Source organism: Planococcus soli (assembly GCF_016881065.1).
In the GTDB taxonomy this organism is placed as follows: Bacteria; Bacillota; Bacilli; order Bacillales_A; family Planococcaceae; genus Planococcus; species Planococcus soli.
The window spans coordinates 1-15,025 of the sequence record NZ_WXYN01000004.1; the positions used below are offsets into that span (position 1 = coordinate 1).

Below are 15,025 nucleotides of genomic sequence, written 5' to 3' on the forward strand. Positions count from 1 at the left end.
CACTTTTTTTAAAGTGTCTACCATTTGGGGTGCGGTTCAGTAAACGGCTTCCTTCTTTTTGTTATTTGGTTTATATCACTTTGTCTCGCCAAAGGTCTTTTGAAGAATGTAATACGATTGCTTCAGCCGCTCCTCAGTTTGCGGCAAGCCCCAGGTATCCCATGTGTATTGGGCAGCTTGGGCAGCTGCGAAAGTTTCAACCGCTTTTCCGTCTTGCCCGCTTAAACTAGCAGTGACATTCAGCCCGTCGATCGTATCGGAAGCCTCAATGCCATCTTTCTGAAGGTCGCCGATAAATTCCCGTTTGGCCGGGTTTTTGGCATTCAGCAGCATCCACGGAATCCGAATTTCCATGATTCCGGTTTCCTTGTCGTAATAATAATCATTCAGAGAATCATAGTCTTCATGCTCCGGATTGGCAATGCCGAATCGCAGGATGCCTGTTTCATATGCATCAAACGGATACACTTCGCCGGTATCGGGGCGAACAAATTCTTTGTTCAAGGCCAGACGGATCGGTTGGAAAGTCGATTCGATGTTTTCTTCTGCTGGAATCATCTCCAAACGTTCGTGATAATCATAGTAGAAGCTGTCGTAGTCACCGGCCACCAACAAGCGCGCCTGCTCCAATCCTGTGATTTTTAACTGGAAATCTGCCAAAAATTCTGTGTTCTCCAAAGCATCAACTGCGATGCCTTTGTCTTCACGAACGCTGAAATACAGGTTGAAATCCTGTTCGTCCCACCAGGTTTTATTGGCCGGATCGAATTGGGCTTTAATGTAGACATATCGTTCATCCGAATCTAAAGCAAGCGATCTGAGCGCTCCGTCCTGTTTTTCGTAAAGTGTCTGACCGTCTGTCCAATCGTCCTGTCCATCGACTTTCACTTTATGGCGGTCAAAGCTCAGCAGGCCGAACTGCTGCTCGTTGGTTTGTGCATTTGACCAGAAGGGCCGTTCGTCCGGATTGTCATAATCCATTGTATTCCAGGTGCGCTTAAACCATTCGTCCTGCCAAGTGAATACCATTCCGCCCAGCATGCCTTCTTCTAGAATATCTTCATACAGATGGCTGACAATGTCACCCTGCTGTTTTTCAGAGATAAATCCCTGGTTCCAACCGAACGGGTTTTCATGGGTCATGCCGCGCGAAGCGGGCACACCAAACTCGGCGATGACAATTGGCATGTCGTGGGAATCATTTAAATCTTTCAAGTAACCCGCGTAGTTATTGAACTCTCCGCGATGGTCTACAAATTCGGTATAGCGTTCGTCCAAATTCAGAAAATCAGGGTAGTACGGATAGACATGATAGGATGCAAACATGCCGACCGTATCTGTCACGCCTTTGGTTTTGATGTGATTCGGATCGACGGTGGCCATGTCTTCCTGTTCACTCGGCTCGGCAGGCTGATCGATATTGTCCGTCGTCACCCAGTTGGTGAAGCTGAGCGGGCGCATGCTTTGGTATTCGTCCAGCTCGTATTCCGCGAGGCGGTCCAATTGCTGCGCCAGCCAATGTTCCATGGGATTGGCGCCTTCTGTGTATACGTGGGTGCCATCATAGTCGCCCAGTTCAGGGTAGTCAAGCTCCATCTGATGGACCGTTCCAGGGAACCATTCAATGCCGATCATCCAGCCGATGACGTAAGGAGAGATATCTGTCTTATAGCTTCCATAAGCATGGCCAGGTTCTTGTTCCACGACTGCGTCACCGTGGATGACGTCGACAACTTTTTTGACCTCAGCCTCAAAGCGTTCAGTGATTTCAGGAGTGAAGGCATCCAAGGTCTCCACCAAAGGCTCTTCGTCAATCCAGACGCCGTGATACAGATAAAGCGGCTCTTTGGCGCTGGCATTGTAAGCGGCAAAGGCTTCATAGAACGCTGGAGGATGGAGAGTATAGACGCGCACTGCATTGGCATTCATTTCGCCAATTGCCTGGAACCAGCGGTCATACTCCTCCCGTGTAATTGCGGCTTCTCCGGGAAACGTTCCCGGTTTGGCCATTCCCATATTGATGCCTTTAATGGTGAATGGCTGCCATTCGCCGTCCTGGTAGACTTCAAACGCCTGTCCGTTTACGCGGGAAGGATAAGCGATGCCTTCCTTCTCGGCGGCAGTTGCATTGACCGTCTCAACCTCTGTGTTCTTGTCTTCTGTATTTGCCAAAATGGTTTCCATCATCGGTACGTAAGTTTGCCAGTAAAAACTCTTTTCGGCATCCAGTGATTCCATGGAAATGAATGACCGCAGTTTCGAGAATCCCGAGTAGCGGTAGAAGCTCGGGGTGTCGTCAATGTCAACAAAATCTCCGGCAAAATAATAGAGGTCTGCTCCTTGTTTGGACTGATGGAATACAGCGGGAAAGTTCTCGGGAATGCCGGCAGCTTTTAGTTTCTCGCTGCCTGCGCTTTCGAGATCCCATTGATAGTCTGCCAGAACTTCGGTGCCTGCAGCCGCCTCGTTAATATCAAACCAATAACCGAAAGAAGGGCTATCTGTTAAATCGAACTGGGCAGTGCCCTGTTCAGTAAAGTCTAAGTGGAGCCCCTCAGCGCCGACTTCTCCAGCCTCTTCGGAAAGGACCACAATGTCACCTTCAGCATCATTGACCAGGACAAATCCAGCGCCTTCAAAATTCCATTTCATATCGTTTTTCTCATAGTTAGCCACTATCCACTGAGGCACTTCGCCTTCAGGTGCGCGAAGGTCCACAAAACGGCGTCCACTCCAGCCGCTCCACTCGAGTCCTAAAAACTCATTCATGTCCTGGGCCACTTCTTTTGGAGTAGGGGAGGCGAAAGTATTGAACTCCACAACCAAGTCCGTTCCTTGAGACTCTACCTGCTTTTTGATGGTCTGCCATTCATCCATTTGAAGTCCGCCAGAAATCATGGATGAACTGCCCGGTTTTTTTTCCGCGGTTTGCCACGGGAGGTCTTCCTCGTATACGCCATAAGAATCCGCCAGATAAATGAGGTCGGTTCCAGACAAATCTTCAGGCAATTCACGAGTCGTGTAGCTTTCCGCTTCTTCATCCGGAACAAAGCCGTAATAATCAGCATCGGCTTGATACGCGCCTCCAGATTCAGATACATAGCGGTGGTGGTTCAGCAGCCAGGTCAACCCTTTATGCTCACGGTAGCTTTCGGTCGGAACCGTTTTGTCGATAATCGCTACATTCACTATTTTTTCTTCCTGAAAAAACCAAATCACAATAGGTAAGCCAATTAAAACTACAACTGCCAATAAGGACAGAAGCATTTTCTTCATTCAAACCACTCTTTTCTATTTACAAAGTACATCTCGAAGATTATTATAGCTTAAAAATTGGATAAAATAGAAATAAATTACCTATTTTTTCAAAATAAAAAAGACCCGACATAGTCGAATCTTTGGACCATATTATTAGTTTTGAACGTTGCTTTCCTCCTGGTAAACCGGTACCCAGCCTTCTGTTGTCACAAAGATGCGAACGGCTACAACTTTGCGGTCATCAGCAAGTGTAAAGTAATGTGTAATGTTTTCCGGTACCGAAATCAAGTCGCCTGGAGTCAGGTGGACTTCAAAAAAGCGTTCGTCTTTTCCTTGTATGATAAAGACGCCATGTCCGCTGACGATGTAGCGTACTTCATCATCTGTATGGATATGTTTACGCTGGAAGTTCTTCAGCAGCTCATCGAGTTTCGGATTGGAGTCTGACAGGGAAATGATGTCTGCCGCCTGGTACCCGCGGCGTTCTGAAATGTCGTCGATTTCGGTTTTAAATGCTTGAAGAATCTCATCTTTGTTTTCATCGCTCAAATCGAATTTTTCGCGAAGGTGTTCGGGTAATTTAGTGTTGTCCCAGTGTTCATAAACGACTTCCTGCTGCTCCAAAAATGCTGCAACCTCTGTTTGTGCTTCAATCGTTTCGTTTGTTCCTTGAATTTTAATAATAGCCATTCTAATCTTCCTCTCTTATTTTAAGTGTAGTTGCAATGCCAATTGGTATTGAAATAAAAACTCACAAGCTTCAAGCAGTTTTTTCGCTTCAAAGCCATTTTTTCCCCAGACGGTGATGCCGTGGTTGCGGATCAGCACCGCTCCTTTATCAGCGGTAATGGATGATTCAAATTCATGGGCGAGTTTTGGAATATCTGCGTGGTTGGGAATGATGGGAATCGTCAGTACCGCGTCTTCTTCCCATAATCCAAAGGCTTTGATCAGTTCCTGTCCCTGGAAATCGATTTTTCCGGCATCGCCGTATAATTCGGAAATGACATTATTGGCGACAGTATGGACATGAAGGCTGCAGCCTGCGCTGGTCTTTCCATAAATTGCACAATGCAGTAAGGTTTCGGCAGAGGGTTTCAGCGATGTTTCAACAGCGGGCTGGCCATTGGCATCAACAAGCAGAAAATCTTCATCTGTACGTTTTTTCTTGTCTTTGCCGCTCGCGGTTACCAGGAACTCCAGCGGTTCGTCCGCCACTTTGATGGCGAGATTGCCGCTGGTTCCCATAAACCAGTCGCGAACCGCCAGCTCGTCTTTGACATCCGCCAGTTCCAGCCATTTGTCCTGTAATACAGTCATGATTTCACCCCTATGTATTCATCGACAATGGCGATGACTTCATGGAAGGTTTCAAACGGTTCATAATTGATGCCGGCCTCATGGCATTTTTCAGCCAGCAAATCCCGGGCAATAACGAAATCCGCTTCTTTTGCAGCTTCCCAGTCGCTGATGGAGTCTCCGATGACGATGCTTTTCGTGTCTTTGTCCAAAAGATCCCGGATGACGGATGGTTTGCAGCATCCGCAGCCTTGGCTTGTGCAGGCATCGTCGCAGCCATGCGGAAACTCCAGTTTGATAAGATCACCTGAAAAGTCGGCGCTGTTGCAGTAGATGTCATCAAAAGGTCCGAAAGGCTCAAGGAGTGGATGGACAAAAAAATCAATTCCGCCGCTGACAATATACAAAGGCAAATTCTGCTTTTTCGAGTAGGCGACAAAGTCGCTGAATCCTTCGCGTATTTCCGCCTGCTCCAAAACATAGGAAATAATTTCGTCTTTTTCCGAAACCGGAAGCAAGGAAAACATTTTTGCGACACCCTCACGTATTGAGATGGATTGGTCGAGAATCTGGTCTTTGACCGGTACCCATCCCGGTGGATCAAATTTTTCCATGATGGCAATAATATTGTCATTGGCTGTAATCGTACCGTCAAAATCACAAAAAATAATCGGTTTATTCACTGTTTTCACCCCCATAGTTCAAGTGCTGTTTGCAATTCTTTATGCTGTTTGCCGGCATTCTGCAAGGTTTCTCCTTGCAGCACGGCGTCAATGGCTTGTCTGAATGCCTGTCCGCCGCCAGCTGCTCCAGCGGGATGTCCGTGAACGCCGCCGCCGGCATTGATCACGCTGTCGATTCCGTAATCCGCCATCAGCAAAGGCACAAGACCCGGATGGATTCCGGCGGATGGCACTGGGAAGCTGCGTTTTAGCGGGCTGTCCCGCGTCAGTTCTTTGCCAAGTGCCAAGGCTGCTGTTTTTTCCAGCGCAACACTGCCGTAAGGTGAAGGAAACAGTGAAAAGTCAGCGCCGGCATAACGGATCAATTTTCCAAGTGCCAGCGGTGTGGCAAGACCATAAAAGGCTGAGGAAGTGAAGGCGCCGCTGAAAGCTGGGTGTGCCATGAGCGGCAAAGCGATGTCATCGTCTTCCGCGAGTTCCTGCAGCACATCAAGTCCATAAGCGTGGACGTTGAACAACAAGGCATCAGCTCCAAGCTCGCGTGCTTTTCGTGCTTTTCCTCTCAATTCTGAAGTTCTTCCTGAGAGGTTTACCGCATAAAGGGTGCGGTGTCCCGTTTCTTCATAGACATCGTCAAGCACTCGTTTACCCGTAGTAATACGGCTTTCAAATGGGGTTAGTGGGTTGTCAAATAATATTTCATCATCTTTGACCAGATCCACGCCGCCAAATGCCTGCTGACGCAATTGAGCGGACAGGAAATCGAGGTCACGGCCGATGACGCCTTTAAAAATACTCATGAGAAGCGGCCGTCCTCTAACGCCAAGAGTGTCGCGAATTTCTTCGATGCCAAAGCGCGGTCCAGGAAAGTAGCTAAGCAGGTCGTGGCTAAACTCCAGATCCAATAGCTTTACTTCGCCATCCAACGACAATTTGCCGAAAACAGTAGTCAAAATGGCAGGCAGGTCAGCCGAAAAATTCACGCTTGGGTAGGCAATTTCAAGCTCTGCTTTTATTAAATCCGGTTTTAGCGGGTGGCGTTCTTGGTCAAATTCTTCGATGGACACGACATTTCCTTTATGGTGTTTCAGTTGTTCCTGTTCAAGCAGCGGCAAGTCAGTCCAAGAACCTATGGTCAGTCCCAAAGCGATGCCGTCCGCTTTTTTTTCGAACGAACCCGGTTTTCCGTAGACTTGATATGTAGCAGTCAAAACGCTCATGTATTCCACACTCCCATGCAAATTTTAAAAATAAAAACCTCTTCAAATAAGAAGAGGTTAAGGGCGTTAACAACTTCTTATTTCTCAGCCACCGGTTCTGGCTGCAAGAATTAGCACCGTGTCCATCAATGGACCGGTTGCCGGGTATCATAGGGCTTGTCCCTCCACCTGCTCTAAATAAGAAAGATATGAAATTGGGTATGGCAGTTTTATAGGGTTCAACGATTTTCGTAATCATACTAAACAGATGCTTCTGCAAAGAAGAAATCGTTCCAGGTGGACGCTTTCCGCGGAAAAGCGGCGCTGGTTTGCGGAATCTTAATTGAATACAGTAAAGTAATTCTGATTATTTCATGTGCGCATAATTCTGTCAACTCCGTTATCATAAAATTGTTTTTATTGGAAAAATGGATTGACAGTTAATTCTGAATCGTGATAGGATTCTTTTCATAACTTAATTAAATAATACGCAGTACTCTTATCAAGAGCTGGCAGAGGGAAATTGGCCCGATGACGCCCAGCAACCGACCGTAATACCTTCGTGAGAAGGGGCGCTTTATGCGCCAGGATGAAAATCCTGCAAGGCACGGTGCTAATTCCATCAGAAATTTATTTCTGAAAGATAAGAGGCATGGAATCTCTTATTCTGGCCTCTTTCTTTATGAAAGAGGCTTTTTATATTGCACATGAAAGGAAGATTTACAATGACACTTACGGTTCCCACTACTTATAAAGCCTTAACGGAAGAAACAGCGATTGCATTGGCAAAAACGGTTCATACATTTGACCCTGCTGCCCAATTGACTTGCCGGGAAATCGGCGATGGCAACTTGAATTATGTTTTCCAAATTGAAGATCCGAATACAGGAAATCGGCTGATCATCAAACAGGCATTGCCCTACGCTAAGATCATCGGCGAAAGCTGGCCGCTGACATTAAAGCGGGCAACGATCGAAGCCAATGTACTCCGAAAGCACGGAGAATTTGTCCCTTCCTTGGTGCCGGTTGTCTACGCCACTGATGAAGAACTGGCTATTACCGTAATGGAAGATTTATCCCACTTGGAGATTGCGCGGGAAGGTTTGATCAACGGAAAGAATTTTCCGAGGTTGTCGCAGGATATCGGCGAATATCTGGCACTGACTTTATTCCACACCTCTGATTACGGCTTGCATCCTTTTGAAAAAAAGCGTTTGGCTGCGGAGTTTTCCAATCCCGAGCTATGCAAGATTACGGAAGATCTTATTTTTACCGATCCATTCTTTGACCTCGACACCAACGATTACGAACCGCAGCTCCAAACGGAGGCAGAAGCGATTTGGAGTGATCGGAAGCTGCAGCTGGAAGTGGCTAAGTTAAAGAAAAGCTTTTTGACCGAATCGGAAGCATTGCTGCATGGCGACCTTCACACAGGCAGTATTTTTGCCAGCCAGACAGAAACAAAGGTTATCGATCCGGAGTTTGGCTTTTACGGCCCGATCGGATTTGATGTCGGTTTGTTCCTGGCCAATCTCATTTTCCAATCCATCACGCGCGAAGGCGAAAATCGACAAGTGATTGTGGAGGATATCGGAAAGACATGGAACGTTTTTGCTTATTCATTTGCGGAGTTATGGAAAAAACAGAGTGTTGAATCGTTCAAGGAGACGGACGGCTACCTAGAGTATGTGCTCGGTAAAGTGCTGACAGATGCGGCCGGTTTTGCCGGGTGCGAATTGATTCGCCGGACAATCGGTTTGGCGCATGTCAAAGACTTGGACAGCATCGAAGACACGGAAAACAGAATCATCTCTAAAAAACAGACGTTGAAGACTGGCCGGGCTTTAATTCTCCAGCGTCAGGAAATCGCATCAATTGAGGATATACTGCAAATTTTGGAGGAGGCGCGCATATGAGCATTCCTTTGTCCATCAAATGGGACGGCCAGCAGCTGACCATTCTGGATCAGCAAAAACTGCCGCATGCCATTGAATATTTGACACTTGAAACCGTCGAAGACGTCTACGATGCGATCTTTTCATTAAAGGTCCGCGGTGCACCCGCCATCGGCATCACTGCAGCATATGGCTTGGCTAACGGCGCCAAGCGGCATGACACGGATTCACTGGAAGCTTTTCAGCAATACGTCGAAAAAGACGCAGCGTACTTGAATTCGTCCAGGCCGACTGCGGTCAATCTCGGCTGGGCGCTCAGCCGCTTGAAAGACAAGGTCCGAGAGGCGGAGAATGTACCGCAAGCAAAGCTGCTGATATTGGCTGAAGCGGTGAAGATCCACAAGGAAGATGAAGAGTCGTGCCGCAGCATCGGCGAGCATGCATTGGTGTTGCTGCAGGAGCAGACGAGGGTGATGACCATCTGCAACGCCGGCTCGATTGCCACAGCCAAGTATGGCACGGCATTAGCCCCGTTTCATCTGGGCAGTGAGCGAGGCCGAGAGTTTGAAGTGTTCGCCTGCGAAACCCGTCCGATTTATCAAGGCGCCCGCCTGACGGTATGGGAGCTGCAGCAGTCCGGAGTTGACGTTACGTTAATCACCGACAGCATGGCCGCACACACCATCAAAGCAAAAGAGGTTGAATCCATCATTGTCGGTGCCGACCGCATCGCAGCCAATGGCGACACGGCCAATAAAATCGGCACTTATAATTTAGCGTTGCTGGCTGCCGCATTCGGCATTCCGTTTTACGTGGCAGCACCGGCTTCGACTTTTGATCTATCGATCGAAGACGGAAGCTCGATTCCAATCGAAGAGCGCAACCCGGAAGAAATCACACATATGAATGGGCAGCCGGTAGCGCCGCTGGGCACGAAAGTGTTCAACCCGGCATTTGATGTAACACCGGCACATTTAATCACTGCCATCATTACTGAAAAAGGCATTATACAATCCGACTATCAAAAAAACATCCCTGATTTGCTTGGTGCAACTGCAGGAAAAGGAGAAAGAACATGAAAAAACAATCCATCTGGCTGCTAGCCGCATTATTATTTATCAGTATGTTTTTGGCTGCGTGCCAGCCTCAGGGTGACGTCAGCGAAGAAGAAACTTCTTCAGATACTGAAAGCGAAGCCTCTGACCACCCGCTTGCCGGCAAGGAAATTGCATTGATCATGCAAATCAATCTGGGCACATTTTCTGCTCAATATATTGCGGGGGTAGAAGAACAGGTTGAGAGTTTTGGCGGCAAAGCGACCGTGTTCACCTCTGAAGGTGATTTGGCAAAAATGGCCTCCAATCTGGATGCTGCGATCAACCAGGGCGTCGATGGGATTTTGATTGACCACGGAACGAAAGAAGCCTTGAACCAAGGTGTTGAAAAGGCGCTGGAAGCCGGAATTCCGGTAGTGGCATTTGATACAGGCATCGATGTGGAAGGCGTTGTTTCTTTAGAGCAGGGCGACCAGCAAATGGCTGAGATGACTCTGGAAAAACTGGCGGAAGATAACGGCGGCGAAGCCAATATCGTCAAAATTTGGACAGCCGGCTTTGCGCCAATGGAAAGACGCCAGGTTGCCTACGAGAAATTCATGACTGACAATCCGGGCATCCAGGAAGTAACGGCATTTGGTGCTGCTACTGACAACACGGCATTGGATACACAATCACAAATGGAAGCTGTTTTGAAGCAATACCCGAACGAAGGCGAGATCACGGCAGTCTGGGCTTCTTGGGATGAATTTGCAAAAGGTGCCGTCCGTGCCATTGAACAGGCAGGGCGTACTGATATTAAAGTGTACGGTATTGACATGAGCGATGAAGATCTGCAATTGATGCAAAAAGACGGCAGCCCATGGCTCGCTTCTGCAGCTGTCGATCCAGCGGATATCGGACGTATTCAAGTGCGTTACCTGTATCAGTTGTTGAACGGCGAGCAGCCGGAAGAAAAAGTGGTTCTGGAGCCGGTATTCATCGAGGCGGAAAACTTGCCTGAAGAAACGGTAACCACGGATGAGTTGAGCGAATACGTAGAAGGCTGGGGCGCAAGCGACCAAGGCTATACAGATGACCTGCGCGAATTGGAAGGCCAATAAACTTCACCATTTCGAGCTGTCCTGAAAGAGGGGACAGCTCTTTTATCAGAAAGGGGGCATTTCTATGGTAGAACCGTTACTTTCAATGACCGCTATCGGAAAGAAATTCGGCACCGTCACGGCGCTTCAAGGAGCGGAGTTCCAATTGAAAAAAGGTGAAGTCCATGCCATTCTTGGCGTTAACGGTGCAGGAAAAAGCACCTTGATCAAAATTTTGTCTGGCGTCTACCAACAGGATGAAGGATCAATCTACCTCGATGGCGCCGCTATTCGGCTGGATTCGCCGAAAGCCGCCAAACAGCAAGGAATCTACTGTGTTTACCAGGAAGTGGACACCGCCATTGTGTCCGAGTTGACCGTGGCGGAAAATATTCTTCTTGATACCTTTGCAGAAAAAGGAAATCTGTTTGTTTCCAGACAGAGGATCAATGAAAAGGCCCGGTCGGTGCTGCAGGAGCTCCAGGCAGACAACATCAATGTCCAGCAGAAAGCGGCGCGCCTGACCTTGGCGGAAAAGCAGACGGTGCTGATTGCGAGAGCGTTGGTCCATTCAGCGAAAATCATTATTTTCGATGAACCAACGGCGCCGCTGTCGATTCATGAATCGGAAAAGCTGTATACGGTTATTGAGAAATTAAAAGCGCAAGGCGTGGGCTGTGTTTTCATTTCCCACCGCCTGCCGGAAGTATTTGAAATCAGCGACCGGATCACGGTCATGCGAGAAGGCACCCTTGTCCAAACCTATGATACGGCTCAAGCCGATCAGGACGGGGTAATTGAAGCGATGCTGGGTGCAGCGCTCAGCCACGAATTAGAGCCGAGTGCGCACGACATTGGAACGGCTTTACTGGAAGTGTCGAATTTATCGGATGGCCAAAAGCTCAAGAATTTGTCGCTGACAGTTGCGGCAGGCGAAGTGGTCGGTGTCGTCGGACTGGTGGGTGCCGGCAAAACAGAACTCGCGAAAGCGTTGTTCGGCGGAACTCCTTTGACATCCGGAACGATTAAGCTTGCTGGGAAGAACGCCAAGATCAAACATCCGGCAGATGCCATAAAAGCGGGGATGGCGCTGATTCCGGAAGAACGGAGAAAAGAGGGATTGTTTGTTCAGGAATCGCTGGAAGCCAATGCATCATTCCCCAACCTCAAACAATTCTCTAAGCGTCTGTTGATGGACCGGAAAGCCGAAAAGCGCTTTGCCAATGAAATCATTGAGCGGCTTCGCATCAAAACCGGTAGTACAGAAACACCGCTTGTTCATTTAAGTGGAGGGAACCAGCAAAAAGTAGCAATCGGCAAATGGATTTCGCTCAATTCGGCTCTGTACCTATTTGATGAACCGACAAAAGGCGTCGATATTGGAGCGAAAGTCGACATTTTTAAATTGATCCGCCAATTAGCCGAAAGCGGCAAGGGGTGTTTATACTTTTCAAGTGAAATTCATGAAGCCATCGGAATTTCCGATCGCATTCTCGTAATGTACAACGGTCAAATCGTGAAAGAATTATCACGACAAGAAGCGACCCAAGAAAGGATTTTATTGTATGCAAGTGGCGGAAAAGAAGAGCTTGGGGAAAAACAAGAATTCGGTGAAAGAAAACGCGATTCAGTTTCTATTTAAATACGGCGCCATTGCCTTACTCATTTTCATTATTTTTTATTTCAGCACCATCAGCGACGCCTTTTTCACGTACGGCAATTTTTCAGACATTCTGCGCTCGATTTCCATTGTCACTTTGCTCGCTTTGGGCGTGACATTCACGCTGGTAGTGGATGGCTTTGATTTGTCCGTTGGTTCGACCATGTCGTTATCGACAGTCGTTTCCGCCTCGTTGATGGTCTGGTACGACATGCCGCTATGGCTTGTACTGATTTTGCCGCTATTGATCGGGGTGCTGGTCGGTGCGGTTAACAGTTTTCTCATTGTAGTCATCGGTATTCCGGATCTGCTGGCGACTTTGAGTATGATGTATATCGTGGCCGGTTTGCACCGGACATATACGGAGGGCTATTCGATCTACAATAATATGCCTCTGACTTCAGGCGGAACGGCGCCTGGGCAATTATCGGAAGCCTTTTTATGGATCGGCCAAGGACAAATGCTGGGTTTGCCGGTTCCGGTATGGATCATGCTGGTGATGGTCCTCGCTTCTTACGTGGTGCTTAACCATACGCGCTGGGGAAGAGTGCTGTACATGACAGGCGGAAATGCAGAAGCGGCTACTTTGTCAGGCGTCAGCGTCAAAAAAGTAAAGTTCACGGCTTATGTGATATCCGGCGTTTTTGCTTCAATGGCTGGTATCTTGTTCACTGCCCGCGTAGGTTCAGGGCAGATTGATGCAGGGGCCCCATTGATGATGGAAGCCGTGGCAGCTGTCTTTGTCGGCTACTCGGTTTTGGGAGCAGGCAAACCGAATGCGCTCGGTACGTTTTTCGGTGCTGCAGTCATCGGAATCCTATTGAACGGCTTAACAATACTAAATCTTCCATACTACGCTTTTGATATCATAAAAGGCGGCGTTTTGGTAGCTGCACTGGCAGTTACTTATGTCTACGCCAAAAAGAAGTTTTCTAAAGCATAAAAGCAAAACAAAGGGCTCCCATTGTGGAAGCCTTTTTGTTTTGCTTTTATTTATCGGGCGTATAGCTGGCGATGAGGACGCCCGAGTCAGTTGAGCGGATTTCCTTCAGGTTGAACATTTTCTGGTCGGCATTTTCCTTGAACAGTCGTTTGCCTTCTCCTAAAATGAGCGGGAAGGTCATCAGGTGCAATTCATCGATCAAATCGTGCTTCAGCAAAGTTTCGATCAGTTCCGCACTGCCGTAGACCAATAGCCGCTGTCCGGTTTTTTTCAGTTTGGCAACTTCCTGCGCTACATTGTCGGTGATCAAGCGTGCGTTCCATTCTGTACGCTTCAGGCTGGTGGAAACCACGTACTTTGGCAGCTGGTTCATCCGGTCGGCAAAGCCTTCTTCATCTTCGGCTGCCGGCCATGCTGCAGCAAATCCCTCATAAGTAACCCTTCCAAGCAGAAGTGCGTCACTGCGGAACAGAAGGTCCAACTGGTATTTAGCTATCTCATCATCCCAGTAGGGTGCAGTCCAGGAAGGCTCCTCCATGACTCCGTCGAGCGTCAAATACATCGCTACAATGATTTTCCCCATACGAACAGCTCCTTTTTCTCAACTTCAACTAAAACCGAAACAGAGGACAATTAATGTATATATTCTCCGCTGGTAGAAAAAATCCTTTATTTTAAACTCACTCCATCGTCCATCTGCGCAAGGGAATTAGGTACAACAGTTCATCATTTCGAGTGCATCAGTGGAAAAATCAGAAAATAGCTAGCTTTTGGTTAGTTTTTTTATTAGTTTAAATAAATTTTTCGCAAAAAATAACAATTCTTATTACTTATAAAGTAAACTATAAATACCATATAAAAGGGAGGAATTAATTATGCAATGTAACGGCTGCTCAGTTGCGGCAATTAAATTTGAAATCAAGCTGGAAGGTGAGAAGAATCTTTCTGCTTTACAGATAGTTATAGATCATTTGGAAAGAAGAGAAATCGAGGTTATCAATAAAGGAAACAAGCTGCAGATGGATGAAATAGGCGCCAGAGAATTTCTGGACTTTTGCAGTGATTTACTGGATGTGGATCAAGTGGTGTTCCGTATCAATCAGGAAGCATGGCAGCCATTAAAGGGGATGTCACAGGTTTTTGCAACTGAATGGATAGACGATGTCATTCAACATGAAAGGCTCACTTGCCACTATCAGCCAATCGTGGATGCAGATGAAAGCATTTTTGCCTATGAAATGCTGGCACGTTTTAAAAATGAAGACGGTTCGATGATCTATCCGAATGAAATTTTTCCTGCAGCCAAAACGCGTGGACGTTTATACGCATTGGACCGGGTATGCAGAATGACTGCCGTGAAATATGCGGCTGTATTAAAAGGAGAAAAAGCGTTTATTAACTTTATTCCCACTTCTATTTACTCCCCCGAATTTTGTCTCCGCTCGACAATTTCGTTGTCAGAGCAATTAGGGGTAAATCCAAAATCACTAGTATTTGAAGTGGTGGAAACAGAAAGAGTCGACGATATTGATCATTTGAAAAAAATTCTAACCTATTATCGGGAAAAAGGATTCGATTACGCATTGGATGATGTGGGCGAGGGCTATAGCACCATCGAGCTTTTGGCCGACTTGAAACCTAAGTATATGAAGCTGGACATGCAGTATGTCCAAAATGTCGCAGAAGATGCGGAAAAGCAGAAAGTCGCGGAAAAGTTTTTGGATAAAGCTTTGGAAATCGGCTCGATTCCATTAGCGGAAGGCATTGAAACACGTGAGGATTTTGACTGGCTGAAGCAAAGAGGGTACCAATTATTCCAAGGCTATTATTTTGGGAAGCCGGCTGCATCTCCTTTGTACGAAAAGCATTTGGAAGTATAAATCGAAAGAGCCAACAACTGTCGTGGTTGTTGGCTTATTTATTCATGAGATCAACGGATAGTGTTTGGCAG

The 15,025-nt window shown here is 47.3% G+C and carries 12 protein-coding genes and 2 riboswitches; of the genes, 6 read left to right on the forward strand and 6 right to left on the reverse strand.

From position 1 onward, the window contains the following. Positions 1-75: 75 nt before the first annotated feature. The 5 genes from GJB59_RS00990 to mtnW form a co-directional block, all read right to left on the reverse strand. Positions 76-3,276, reverse strand: coding sequence for a hypothetical protein (locus GJB59_RS00990; protein WP_142828436.1), 3,201 nt, complete (start codon positions 3,274-3,276; stop codon positions 76-78). A gap of 135 nt (positions 3,277-3,411) precedes the next feature. Further along, entirely contained in the window at positions 3,412-3,948 is a 537-nt protein-coding gene (locus GJB59_RS00995; protein WP_142828437.1) for a 1,2-dihydroxy-3-keto-5-methylthiopentene dioxygenase, read from the reverse strand. Between the two features lie 15 nt (positions 3,949-3,963). After that, complete coding sequence (locus tag GJB59_RS01000; RefSeq protein WP_142828438.1) at positions 3,964-4,578, reverse strand: methylthioribulose 1-phosphate dehydratase; 615 nt, start codon at positions 4,576-4,578, stop codon at positions 3,964-3,966. Then, on the reverse strand, positions 4,575-5,240 hold the full coding sequence (locus tag GJB59_RS01005) for a 2-hydroxy-3-keto-5-methylthiopentenyl-1-phosphate phosphatase (protein WP_142828439.1): 666 nt from the start codon (positions 5,238-5,240) through the stop codon (positions 4,575-4,577). Before GJB59_RS01005 ends, GJB59_RS01000 begins: the two co-directional genes overlap by 4 nt. A 5-nt stretch (positions 5,241-5,245) precedes the next feature. Beyond that, positions 5,246-6,460, reverse strand: a complete 1,215-nt coding sequence (gene mtnW / locus GJB59_RS01010; protein ID WP_142828440.1) for a 2,3-diketo-5-methylthiopentyl-1-phosphate enolase — start codon at positions 6,458-6,460, stop codon at positions 5,246-5,248. 74 nt (positions 6,461-6,534) lie between these two features. Beyond that, a riboswitch (SAM riboswitch) is annotated at positions 6,535-6,644 on the reverse strand. A 291-nt stretch (positions 6,645-6,935) separates the two neighbouring features. Beyond that, a riboswitch (SAM riboswitch) is annotated at positions 6,936-7,089 on the forward strand. Positions 7,090-7,164: 75 nt separating this feature from the next. Here mtnW and mtnK point away from each other — a divergent pair. The 5 genes from mtnK to GJB59_RS01035 all read left to right on the forward strand — a co-directional run bounded on the left by mtnK (position 7,165) and on the right by GJB59_RS01035 (position 13,074). Further along, positions 7,165-8,355: an S-methyl-5-thioribose kinase gene (gene mtnK, locus GJB59_RS01015; RefSeq protein WP_142828441.1), complete on the forward strand. Its 1,191-nt coding sequence runs from the start codon at positions 7,165-7,167 to the stop codon at positions 8,353-8,355. After that, on the forward strand, positions 8,352-9,413 hold the full coding sequence (gene mtnA / locus GJB59_RS01020) for an S-methyl-5-thioribose-1-phosphate isomerase (RefSeq protein ID WP_142828442.1): 1,062 nt from the start codon (positions 8,352-8,354) through the stop codon (positions 9,411-9,413). Before mtnK ends, mtnA begins: the two co-directional genes overlap by 4 nt. Continuing rightward, a complete protein-coding gene (locus tag GJB59_RS01025) occupies positions 9,410-10,492 on the forward strand; it encodes a sugar ABC transporter substrate-binding protein (RefSeq protein ID WP_142828443.1) in 1,083 nt (360 codons plus the stop codon). The genes mtnA and GJB59_RS01025 overlap by 4 nt, the downstream gene beginning before the upstream one ends. 64 nt (positions 10,493-10,556) lie before the next feature. After that, the gene (locus tag GJB59_RS01030) at positions 10,557-12,113 is read left to right on the forward strand and encodes a sugar ABC transporter ATP-binding protein (protein WP_142828444.1); all 1,557 of its coding nucleotides are present in this window, start codon (positions 10,557-10,559) and stop codon (positions 12,111-12,113) included. Then, positions 12,037-13,074: an ABC transporter permease gene (locus GJB59_RS01035; protein ID WP_142828445.1), complete on the forward strand. Its 1,038-nt coding sequence runs from the start codon at positions 12,037-12,039 to the stop codon at positions 13,072-13,074. The genes GJB59_RS01030 and GJB59_RS01035 overlap by 77 nt, the downstream gene beginning before the upstream one ends. Before the next feature lie 46 nt (positions 13,075-13,120). Here GJB59_RS01035 and GJB59_RS01040 read toward each other — a convergent pair whose 3' ends face one another. After that, a complete protein-coding gene (locus GJB59_RS01040) occupies positions 13,121-13,657 on the reverse strand; it encodes a dihydrofolate reductase family protein (protein ID WP_142828446.1) in 537 nt (178 codons plus the stop codon). A 292-nt stretch (positions 13,658-13,949) separates the two neighbouring features. On the opposite strand from GJB59_RS01040, the gene GJB59_RS01045 reads away from it, so the two are divergent. Continuing rightward, positions 13,950-14,954: an EAL domain-containing protein gene (locus tag GJB59_RS01045; RefSeq protein ID WP_142828447.1), complete on the forward strand. Its 1,005-nt coding sequence runs from the start codon at positions 13,950-13,952 to the stop codon at positions 14,952-14,954. Positions 14,955-15,025 lie beyond the last annotated feature (71 nt).

What these genes read in the sequence shown, in the direction of transcription:
- GJB59_RS00990 (WP_142828436.1), bottom strand. Translation starts at nt 3,276, where the DNA reads ATGAAGAAAATGCTTCTGTCCTTATTGGCAGTTGTAGTTTTAATTGGC.
- GJB59_RS00995 (WP_142828437.1), bottom strand. Translation starts at nt 3,948, where the DNA reads ATGGCTATTATTAAAATTCAAGGAACAAACGAAACGATTGAAGCACAA.
- GJB59_RS01000 (WP_142828438.1), bottom strand. Translation starts at nt 4,578, where the DNA reads ATGACTGTATTACAGGACAAATGGCTGGAACTGGCGGATGTCAAAGAC.
- mtnW (WP_142828440.1), bottom strand. Translation starts at nt 6,460, where the DNA reads ATGAGCGTTTTGACTGCTACATATCAAGTCTACGGAAAACCGGGTTCG.
- mtnK (WP_142828441.1), top strand. Translation starts at nt 7,165, where the DNA reads ATGACACTTACGGTTCCCACTACTTATAAAGCCTTAACGGAAGAAACA.
- mtnA (WP_142828442.1), top strand. Translation starts at nt 8,352, where the DNA reads ATGAGCATTCCTTTGTCCATCAAATGGGACGGCCAGCAGCTGACCATT.
- GJB59_RS01025 (WP_142828443.1), top strand. Translation starts at nt 9,410, where the DNA reads ATGAAAAAACAATCCATCTGGCTGCTAGCCGCATTATTATTTATCAGT.
- GJB59_RS01030 (WP_142828444.1), top strand. Translation starts at nt 10,557, where the DNA reads ATGGTAGAACCGTTACTTTCAATGACCGCTATCGGAAAGAAATTCGGC.
- GJB59_RS01035 (WP_142828445.1), top strand. Translation starts at nt 12,037, where the DNA reads ATGCAAGTGGCGGAAAAGAAGAGCTTGGGGAAAAACAAGAATTCGGTG.
- GJB59_RS01040 (WP_142828446.1), bottom strand. Translation starts at nt 13,657, where the DNA reads ATGGGGAAAATCATTGTAGCGATGTATTTGACGCTCGACGGAGTCATG.
- GJB59_RS01045 (WP_142828447.1), top strand. Translation starts at nt 13,950, where the DNA reads ATGCAATGTAACGGCTGCTCAGTTGCGGCAATTAAATTTGAAATCAAG.